Origin of the sequence: Bartonella sp. TT29SHDZB, from assembly GCF_042193395.1 — a bacterium.
Classification (GTDB): Bacteria; Pseudomonadota; Alphaproteobacteria; order Rhizobiales; family Rhizobiaceae; genus Bartonella.
Map to the genome: position 1 here is coordinate 1,105 of NZ_JBHILQ010000008.1, position 8,649 is coordinate 9,753.

Here is an 8,649-nt window from a genome sequence, read left to right on the forward strand (position 1 = left end):
ATTGATGAATGGGGATATTGATGAATGGGGATATTGATGAATGGGGATATTGATGAATGGGGATATTGATGAATGGGGATATTGATGAATGGGATAATGGAGAAATCTCTTGTGAAGTGGATAAGCCCTTCTTTCAAAATCTCATAAGGGGAAAGCCTGCACTATCATACTATTCGCGCCTCATGTGATGACAGCCTTTGGCTCTTGAGCGTGTTCATAAGAGGTATTTTGATTCTTTATCTTGCTAGTGTTTTATTTCATATGTCTCTCATGTTTGTAATGTGGAAACGACAAGGTGTTGATTGATGCAACATGAAATAAATTTAAAATGAGAGAATCCCTATGATATCTGGGTCTCTTAATTTTATATGGATAACGGGATATGGTGATTATAAATCAATGTATTATCGTGATACATCAACCTGTTGGGGGGCGATAAAGAAAGTTATCTTATAGTTAAGTCATTGTGTTATGTCGTAAAACACTGTCATGTGAGGTTTGGTGATATGAAGCAAGCTTCCTTGGATAAACTTGTTTGGATATGTTTTAGTGTTTTTTTAAGGGCGTGGTGAATCTTTAAGACAGAGCAAGCCTCTGTTGCGCCTTGAGTTTAGCGGAAAACCCTGAATGGAAGCCAAGAGTGAATGGAAAACCACGAGTGAAGTGTATCCAAGCTGTTTGTAGATCAGATTGGGGTAAGAATCTTTGTTCTTTGAGAATGAAACGCAAGTCAATTTGATAAAAGAATGATTTATTTTGCGGGTAGACCTTATGGAGGAATATAATAAAGCTCATAAGGAAGTGATTTAAGACAATACAGTTATAAAAAAGTACAGTCATAAAAAAAGTCCCCTGTTGCAATCAGAGGACTAAAAAGCAGGAGAATTTTAACATTGACTCGCAGAACGTGTCAAAAAAGAATAAATTTAAAAGGCCGTACTAAATACAAAAAAACATACTTACAGAACCTAACGCGTTATAATTAGCAGAGAATTGAAAAGATAGCAATATAAAAATACTTTTACAAAAAAGAAAATTTTGTCATTTTGCATTAAAACTTGATGAATACTTTTTTCAATGGAATATTTATTTTGAGACTCGATATTAATTAAACTATATTTAAAGATGTTATGATGCATGCAAGCATCTTGAACAAAACTTATTCTTCAGTCAAAAACGAATTAAGAGCACCTCATGATTATAGGACTGGTGTGGGGGAAGGATTTTTGTTTTGTGAGGCTGGGGTTTTGTGAGGTTGCAGTTTTGTGAGGCTGGGGTTTTGTGAGGCTGCGGTTTTGTGAGGCTGGGGTTTTGTGAGGCTGGGGTTTTGTGAGGTTGCGGTTTTGTGAGGTTGCAGTTTTGTGAGGCTGGGGTTTTGTGAGGTTGCGGTTTTGTGAGGCTGGGGTTTTGTGAGGCTACATTCTTTGGAGGGTGAGGGGCGGAGGGTTGCTCAATGCTTGAGCCCGTGTGGGGGAGGTTTCTTTAGAGAGGGTGACCAACATAGAAGGCCGCTTAAAATGGCGAGGAGGGGGGATTATTCAAAATGTTTATGGTTTGCATATCCCCAATGAAATGCGAGCAAGTCTAAACAATCTCGTAAATGATCGGCAAGGGAGTTTTGTTTGCGTTTTGAAGGACTTAATTCTTTTATCGCTTGTCCATGGCCGATAACGCGTTCAAGCAGTGAATAGCCAAGAATACCCAGTTGAACTTTAATGGTTCTTAAATGATTGGAGGCTTCTATTTGACGTTCAATGGGGTGTATGTACCCTTGGCTACAGGAAACCTTTTCACGGGTGTAGTCAAGGCTCATGTGGAGATCGGCTTGGCTTTGACGCCAGTAAAAATAAAAACGTTCTGCCGCTTTATATTGGGCTTTGCTGAGATGTCCTTTCGCATATAAAAGGGCAATGGGATGGCTTTGTGCATTGGCAATGGCTTTAATCGTGAGCGGGTTGCTGGAACTTTCTGGATGATTGGGTTTAAAATAAGGATTACGCGTTTCAACAGGGATTTCTTGCGTCTTTAAATGACCAATGTGCTTTTCTTGATTTTGATGATCAAGCGGGCAGGTTTGCATATTTTTTTTCTGCTTATGGGGCATAGCATCTCCTTAAAAATTTTAATTTTGCTTCTCGTTTTTAAAAAATGTTGCTTGCTCTAGGCAAAAGAGGGGGATGAGAGGAAGACATGTGTTGGAGTGTACCGTGTGGGTATGTGCTCTTGGGGGTGACTTGGACTGTTGCGCTTGTGTGTGGGAGCCCCATGGATTTGGCTCTTGAAAAGAGGGGTGTTTTGTCGCATGGTGGATTTTCCTTGAATGACTTGATGAGGGAGGTGAGTGATGGCGCGCGGGCTTTTGTCTCTGAAAGGATTGGTGTTTAGCTGCATTGTGGCCTATGTCTCTGTGGCTGTGTATGTGGAAATGAAGGCGTTGGGGATGACGTGGGGCGTATTTTTACGGGCTGTGGCGTTTTATGGCATTCCCGGTATTTTCCTTATGTTGGGTTATGAAGTAATGCAGCGGCGGGGTGTAACGAAGGGTTTGTTCCTCAAGATGGTGTTGTTGAGCTTCATTTTGGCTGCTGTCTCTGATTTTATTTATAAGCAAGCTGAGCATTTGGGTTTGGCTCAGGTGTGGTTTTCAAACAAGTGGGTGTTTTATGTCCTTTTGGGCTTTGTCCTTGCTCTTATTTATAGAGGGGCAAGGCGTCTTGGGTTTAGGCTTTCATTCTTTGAAAAGGATTGATCTTTTGCTGCATTTTTGGCATGGTCTCTGATTTTTATTGATGAAGGAGCGGGGCGTATGGTGGTTGCGCGGGACATGTTTTTAAAGGGGCTGGCGTTTTGCTGCGTTGTTGGCATGGTCCTTGGTTTTGCTTATGAAGATGCGGGGCGACCGGCTATTACGTGGGAGGTGTTTTGGCAGGGGGTGGAGCTTTCTTGTATTGCTGGAGCTGTCCTTTGTTTTATTGTTGTGGGAGCAAACAGTAGAACTGTATCGTGGGGCGTGTTTTTGAAGGGGGTGGTGTTTTGCGCCATTGCTGTAGTGGTTCTTGGCTTTGCTTATAAGGGAGCGAAGCGTTTTGATATATCATGGGAATTTTTAGTGATAGGAGCGGTGTTTGTTGCATTGCTGGCGCTGTCCTTGGTTTTGCTTATGAGGGTGCGGGGTAAATGGATATCGCGTGGGGTGTGGTGCTTCAAGTGGGTGGTGTTTTCTTGCATTATTGGCACTGTCGTTGGGTTGGCACATGTGGGAGTAAAGCATATGGGCTGGAGCACGCTTTGGTTCTTGAACGATGGGGGGTTCTTGAACGATGGGGTGTTTGTGAGCAGTGTTGGATTCGTTCCTTTGTTTGTTTTGGAGGGGGTACGGTGTGTGCGTGTACTGTTGGGGTGGTACTTAAAAAAATGAGCATTTTTCTTTTCCACGGGCATGGTCTTTGATGTTCTTTCTGTGAGGGGTATTTGATGTCGAACGATTTGATGTTTTGGCAGTGGTTGGGGTTTTTCTGCCCTTTGGCGCTCGCCTTTGTTTCTATTTATGTGGGAATAAGGTTTTTCGGGTTTACAAGGAAGGACTTTTTTAAGGGTGGGGTGCTTGCATTCTTTGTTGGCGTGACCTCTGATTTTGTTTATGCGAAAGCTGAGCATTTTGGTTTGGCTCAGGTGTGGTTTTCAAACAAGTGGGTTTTTAACATTCTTTTTGGCGTTGTCTTTGGTCTTATCCTTGGGCTTATTTGTCTAGGGGCAAAGCGTCTTGGGTTTAGGCTTTCATTCTTTGTAAAGGATTGATCTTTTGCTGCATTTTGGGCATGGTCTTTGGTTTTGCTTATGAGGGTGCGGGGTGTATGGTGGTTGCATGGGACATGTTTTTTAAGGGGCTGGTGTTTGGTGGCGTTGTTGGATTGGCGTATAACGGAGCCAAGCATATGGGGGCACTGGTTTTTGATCTTTAACAATGGGGTGTTTGTGAGCAGTGTTGGATTCGTTCCTTTGTTTGTTTTGGAGGGGGTACGGTGTGTGCGTGTACTGTTGGGGTGGTGCTTAAAAAGAATGAGCATTTTTCTTTCCCACGGGCGTGATCTTTGATGTTCTTTCTGTGAGGGGTATTTGATGTCGAACGATGTGATGTTTTGGCTGTTGCCTTGGTTTTTCTGCTTTTTTGCTGTTGCCTTGATTTTTATTTATGTGGGAGCAAAGCGTCGCTCTGTTACAGGGTGGATGTTTTGGAGATGGGTGGTGCTTTATGGCGCCCTTGCCACCTACCTTGGTTTTGTTTATGTGGGCGTGGGCAGGCGCGCTGTTGATGGGGAGCTGCTCTTAAAGGGGGCGGTGTTTTCTTGCATTTTTGCAACTGTCCTTGGTTTGGTGCATCTGGGCGTCAAGAGTATGCCTGTTGCTTGGCAAGTGTTCTTAAAGGCAGTTATGTTTTGTTGCATGATGGGCTTTATCCTGTGGTTTGCTGCTGTGGGCGTCAGGGATATGGATAGCATAAGGGCGGTATTCTTAAAGGTTTTGCTCTTGTCTTTATTGTTGAAAGTGCTCTTGGGGTTCTTTATACGCGAGCAAAGTGATACGGTGTTACAGAGGTCGTTGCGTGCTTTGAATTTTGTGCTGTTTTTCTGCATTTTGGCACCAATTCTTTGTTTTGCCCGTCTGGGAGCAGAGAATCTAGGGTTGAGCTGGCTTTGGTTCTCGGATGAGAGGGTGTTGCCCTTTATTGTTGGATTTTTTTCTCCTTTGATTTATCAGGGTGTAAGGCGTGCGCGTGTTCTATGGGCTTGGTTCTTAAAGTAGGGTGTGTTTTTTGTCTTATGGGTGTGATCTTTAATGGGCTTGCTGTGAGGGGTATGTGATGTCGAACGATTTGTTTTTTTTGCTGTTGTCGGTGGTTTCCTACCTTTTTATTGTTGTCGTTATTGGTACTTATAAGGTTTCCAAGCGCTTCGATATTTCGTGGTGGCGGGCGGCGTTTTATTGTATTTGTGGTGTTTCCCTCTTTTTGAAGGAAGTGCTGTTTTATTGCATTTTAGGAGTCGTCCTTTTTTTAGCTCTTTGGGGGATGGAGAATATGGACATACCATGGGGTCTCCTGTCCTTGATAGGGATCGTGTTTGCTGCACTGTTGGAGTGGTTCTTGATTTTGCATATGAGGGGGCGGCGAGATGGGGTGGTGACGCGTTGTTTGTGGTTATTGAAGGGGGTGGTGTTTTGCGCCGTTGTTGGAGCGACCTTTTTTTGTTTGCGTTTGGGAGCAGAGAATCTAGGGTTGAGCAGGCTTTGGTTCGCGAAGGATTGGGTGTTTTTCATCATTTGTGGATTGATCCTTCCTGTTGTTTCTGTGGGAGCAAGACGTGCGCGTTTGAAAGCGGAGGCGTTTTTAAAGAGAGTGGGGTTTATAGGGCATTACAGATAACGTCGAGGGAATGATTGTTCAAAAGAACAGCGATAGCGATAAGTTTGGGGATCAAACCAAAGCCCTATTTTGCCTTCAAAATCACCAGAACGTTGTTTGGCAATATTCATAATGACACCTGGGCGTTTGGCTAAATCTGCTTTTTCTTGTGCGAGAGAGGCGGCAAAGATTTTATCTTCCAACGGTCTATTGCGCCAAATGGTGATGATGTTAAAGGCATTGGCGCCAATCTCTGAGGCGCCTTTAATGTCTTCTGTGCTGGGGATATCTTTATCCAGACCGCTTTTACGGGCATGGGCGACAAGGTGAATGTGCACACTGTTTAAAACAGCCCAATCAACCATTTTATAAACGGCTTGTTCTTGTTTTGCATAATCATCAGAGGCAATGCCAAGCCGCATCAAACTGTCGATGATAAATTGATCGCAGCCATAGCGCGCACGGCAATAGTCAAAGACTTCAAGCAAGGTGTCAACGCTCGATTTGCCAACATGTTCATAAAGAATAAGCCCTTCGTCTAAAAAATGAAGAATCCGTTCAATTGTCTCTTTTGTGGGCTGTTCTAAGCCGCCCGTTTGTTTGGTTAAACGGCGGAGCGATTGTTCTCCTTTCATTTCTAGAGACGCTAAGCAAAGCCGACTGTTTTGTGCAATCCAATGGGGAATACAGTCTGATAACAATTGGCTTTTACCTGCACCACTCGCACCACTCCAGAGCGTTAATTCTGCTGGGCGGAAATGCAATTTGTCCTTCAGTTTAGGATAGGGAACCGTATAACCAAGATGTTTTTCAGGCTCTGGCCAAAAAAGCCCAATCACTTGATCTTTATAGTCTGAGGCGCGCCGTAAACCTTCTGGGGCAAAGCTTTGTGCTGAGGAAAAGGCGGCTTTTATGGTGGCTTTATCAATCCCTGCGGTTAAACAATCATTGGCATCTTTAAGGGGTAAACGGACACGGTAGCAACGGTGGCGTCCAAGCCTGCTGGCAATCTCACGGGCTGCTTCTTCTCCGGGCGGATCCATATCGGTGGCTAAAAAAATCGTTTCAAAAGCTTCTAAATGATCAAATTCATTTTCAATCCAATTGTGCTTTCCTCCACTGCCTCCTCCAAAGGGAACAGAAACCGCCGGATATCCATAGGCGGCTAAGGATAGCGCATCAATTTCTCCTTCAGTGATGACAATGGTACGGTTTGTTGAAGAAAAAATGGGGAATGGCGCCTGTTGGAGTGCCTGCTGGGGCGTGTGCGTGGCGGCGTGGTTGGAGGTGTGGTTGGTTGAGGGCGCCTGCGTGGCGGTGTGGTTGGTTGAGGGCGCCTGTTGGGGTACCTGCTGGGATGCCTGTGTGGAGGTGAGGTTAGTTGAGGGTACCTGCTGGGATGTGTGCGTGGCGGTGTGGTTGGTTGAGGGTGTCTGTTGAGGTGCCTGTTGGGGCGTGTGGGTGGCGGCGTGGTTGGTTGAGGGTGCCTGCTGGGATGCCTGTGTGGAGGTGAGGTTAGTTGAGGCGGTGTTTTGGGGCGCCTGTGTGGAGGTGGGGTTGGTTGAGGGTACCTGCTGGGATGTGTGCGTGGCGGTGTGGTTGGTTGAGGGTGTCTGTTGAGGTGCCTGTTGGGGCGTGTGGGTGGCGGCGTGGTTGGTTGAGGGTGCCTGCTGGGATGCCTGTGTGGAGGTGGGGTTGGTTGAGGGTACCTGCTGAGGTGTGTGTTGGAATGCCTGCTGAGATGCGTGCTGGGTTACCTGTTGGGATGTGTGCGTGGCGGCGTGGTTGGTTGAGGGCGCCTGTTGGGTCGCTTGTGTGGAGGCGTGGTTGGTTGAGGGTGCCTGTTGAGGTGCCTGTTGGGGCGTGTGGGTGGCGGCGTGGTTGGTTGAGGGTGCCTGCTGGAGTGCCTGTTGAGATGCATGTGTGGCGGTGAGGTTAGTTGAGGCGGTGTTTTGGGGCGCCTGTGTGGAGGTGGGGTTGGTTGAGGGTACCTGCTGAGGTGTGTGTTGGAATGCCTGCTGAGATGCGTGCTGGGTTACCTGTTGGGATGTGTGCGTGGGCGCCTGTGTAGAGGCGGGGTTGGTTGAGGCGGTGTTTTGGGGCGCCTGTGTGGAGGCGTGGTTGGTTGAGGGCGCCTGTTGGGGTGCCTGTTGGGATGTGTGCGTGGCGGTGTGGTTGGTTGAGGGTGCGTGCTGGGGTGCCTGCTGGGATGTGTGCGTGGCGGTGTGGTTTGTGGAGCAAAGGGCTTGCCAACCAAATAAAATCGGTTCACAGTGTGCTGCTGTTGGTTTTGTTTTTGCTCCCGCTTGCGCAAGCCGTTCTTTAACTAAAGCAAGGGTGCCATCGGGTTTATAAAAGGGAAAAATGATTTTTTCGCCATCTTCTCCTATGCGGTAACGCTGTATAATCTCTAAAGGTATGTGGCGCTCTTTGTGGAGATAGGCTTTTACAAGATTCTGCGGGCTCTGCTCTGTAGGGACCGGTGGACGGCGATAGGTACGATGGGGCGCCATAAAGGGTTTGGCGCGTGTCAGATTGAGAGTCGCGCGTGCTTCTTCTAAGGCTTGAGAGAGGCTAATGCCTTTGACTTCACACCAAAGGTCTAAAAGATCTCCTCCAGTGCCTTCTGCAAAATCATACCAAAGTCCTGCTTTACTACCACTCAAGCAAATCGATAAACTTTGACCTGTCTCGCCACGTGTGTTGCCTACAATCCAATTGTTGCCTCGTTTGTGCCCTTGGGGAAGAAGCATTTCTGCTATTCTATCTGCTTGTGAAATAAGTTTTTGTTTGATTTCAAAAATTGTGCTCATGGTCATTCGTCTGGTGAATATATTGTTGTTTTTTCAGATGTGGGAGGTGAGGATTCTGTTTTTGCTGTTCTCACCATTCGATCTGATCGTAAAGTCCCGTGGTGCTGGGGCTTGCTAGTCTACTTTGTGTGCTTCTTTGCTGCTCTTTTCTTGCCAATAGTCGCGAAACTTCTTGGCTTGCCAATGGGCTTTGCTCTCACTCAAACCTTCTGAAACTGCTGCCTTGATGTCTGCTTGCCAAGAGCATGGAAAGTGGCGCCTTGAGGAAAGGAGGAGGGGGAGAAAGAAGGAGGGGGAGAAAGGAAGAAGGCGGGAAAAGGAGGGGAGTGGATATGTCTGAGGTTTGTGCATGATGGAAGTCCTGTTGGAGTGTGTGTTGGAGGGGTGTGCTGGGTGCCTATGGGGATGTGTGGTGGGGCATGTGTTGGGATGCCT

General features: G+C 46.5%; 9 protein-coding genes. 7 read left to right on the plus strand and 2 right to left on the minus strand.

What is annotated here, in order from left to right:
• Positions 1-1,534: 1,534 nt before the first annotated feature.
• Complete coding sequence (locus tag ACFIJJ_RS05260; protein ID WP_375646200.1) at positions 1,535-2,104, minus strand: hypothetical protein; 570 nt, start codon at positions 2,102-2,104, stop codon at positions 1,535-1,537.
• Between the two features lie 86 nt (positions 2,105-2,190).
• On the opposite strand from ACFIJJ_RS05260, the gene ACFIJJ_RS05265 reads away from it, so the two are divergent.
• From ACFIJJ_RS05265 to ACFIJJ_RS05295, 7 genes are all read left to right on the plus strand, one after another.
• Positions 2,191-2,385 (plus strand): hypothetical protein, encoded by a 195-nt coding sequence (locus tag ACFIJJ_RS05265; protein WP_375646201.1) that lies wholly within the window; start codon positions 2,191-2,193, stop codon positions 2,383-2,385.
• Positions 2,345-2,749, plus strand: coding sequence for a hypothetical protein (locus tag ACFIJJ_RS05270; protein WP_375622814.1), 405 nt, complete (start codon positions 2,345-2,347; stop codon positions 2,747-2,749). Before ACFIJJ_RS05265 ends, ACFIJJ_RS05270 begins: the two co-directional genes overlap by 41 nt.
• Before the next feature lie 15 nt (positions 2,750-2,764).
• Positions 2,765-3,418: a hypothetical protein gene (locus tag ACFIJJ_RS05275; RefSeq protein WP_375646203.1), complete on the plus strand. Its 654-nt coding sequence runs from the start codon at positions 2,765-2,767 to the stop codon at positions 3,416-3,418.
• Positions 3,419-3,474: 56 nt separating this feature from the next.
• Positions 3,475-3,798, plus strand: a complete 324-nt coding sequence (locus ACFIJJ_RS05280; protein WP_375613616.1) for a hypothetical protein — start codon at positions 3,475-3,477, stop codon at positions 3,796-3,798.
• Positions 3,799-3,818: 20 nt separating this feature from the next.
• A complete protein-coding gene (locus tag ACFIJJ_RS05285; protein ID WP_375646205.1) occupies positions 3,819-3,962 on the plus strand; it encodes a hypothetical protein in 144 nt (47 codons plus the stop codon).
• A 157-nt stretch (positions 3,963-4,119) separates the two neighbouring features.
• Positions 4,120-4,803, plus strand: coding sequence for a hypothetical protein (locus tag ACFIJJ_RS05290; protein WP_375646208.1), 684 nt, complete (start codon positions 4,120-4,122; stop codon positions 4,801-4,803).
• Between the two features lie 58 nt (positions 4,804-4,861).
• On the plus strand, positions 4,862-5,422 hold the full coding sequence (locus ACFIJJ_RS05295; RefSeq protein WP_375646210.1) for a hypothetical protein: 561 nt from the start codon (positions 4,862-4,864) through the stop codon (positions 5,420-5,422).
• On the opposite strand, the gene ACFIJJ_RS05300 is transcribed toward ACFIJJ_RS05295, so the two are convergent.
• Positions 5,413-8,214: a toprim domain-containing protein gene (locus tag ACFIJJ_RS05300; RefSeq protein ID WP_375646212.1), complete on the minus strand. Its 2,802-nt coding sequence runs from the start codon at positions 8,212-8,214 to the stop codon at positions 5,413-5,415. The two genes, ACFIJJ_RS05295 and ACFIJJ_RS05300, sit on opposite strands and share 10 nt — an antisense overlap.
• Positions 8,215-8,649 lie beyond the last annotated feature (435 nt).

What these genes read in the sequence shown, in the direction of transcription:
- ACFIJJ_RS05265 (WP_375646201.1), top strand. Translation starts at nt 2,191, where the DNA reads ATGTGTTGGAGTGTACCGTGTGGGTATGTGCTCTTGGGGGTGACTTGG.
- ACFIJJ_RS05290 (WP_375646208.1), top strand. Translation starts at nt 4,120, where the DNA reads ATGTCGAACGATGTGATGTTTTGGCTGTTGCCTTGGTTTTTCTGCTTT.
- ACFIJJ_RS05280 (WP_375613616.1), top strand. Translation starts at nt 3,475, where the DNA reads ATGTCGAACGATTTGATGTTTTGGCAGTGGTTGGGGTTTTTCTGCCCT.
- ACFIJJ_RS05285 (WP_375646205.1), top strand. Translation starts at nt 3,819, where the DNA reads ATGGTCTTTGGTTTTGCTTATGAGGGTGCGGGGTGTATGGTGGTTGCA.
- ACFIJJ_RS05260 (WP_375646200.1), bottom strand. Translation starts at nt 2,104, where the DNA reads ATGCCCCATAAGCAGAAAAAAAATATGCAAACCTGCCCGCTTGATCAT.
- ACFIJJ_RS05295 (WP_375646210.1), top strand. Translation starts at nt 4,862, where the DNA reads ATGTCGAACGATTTGTTTTTTTTGCTGTTGTCGGTGGTTTCCTACCTT.
- ACFIJJ_RS05300 (WP_375646212.1), bottom strand. Translation starts at nt 8,214, where the DNA reads ATGAGCACAATTTTTGAAATCAAACAAAAACTTATTTCACAAGCAGAT.
- ACFIJJ_RS05270 (WP_375622814.1), top strand. Translation starts at nt 2,345, where the DNA reads ATGGCGCGCGGGCTTTTGTCTCTGAAAGGATTGGTGTTTAGCTGCATT.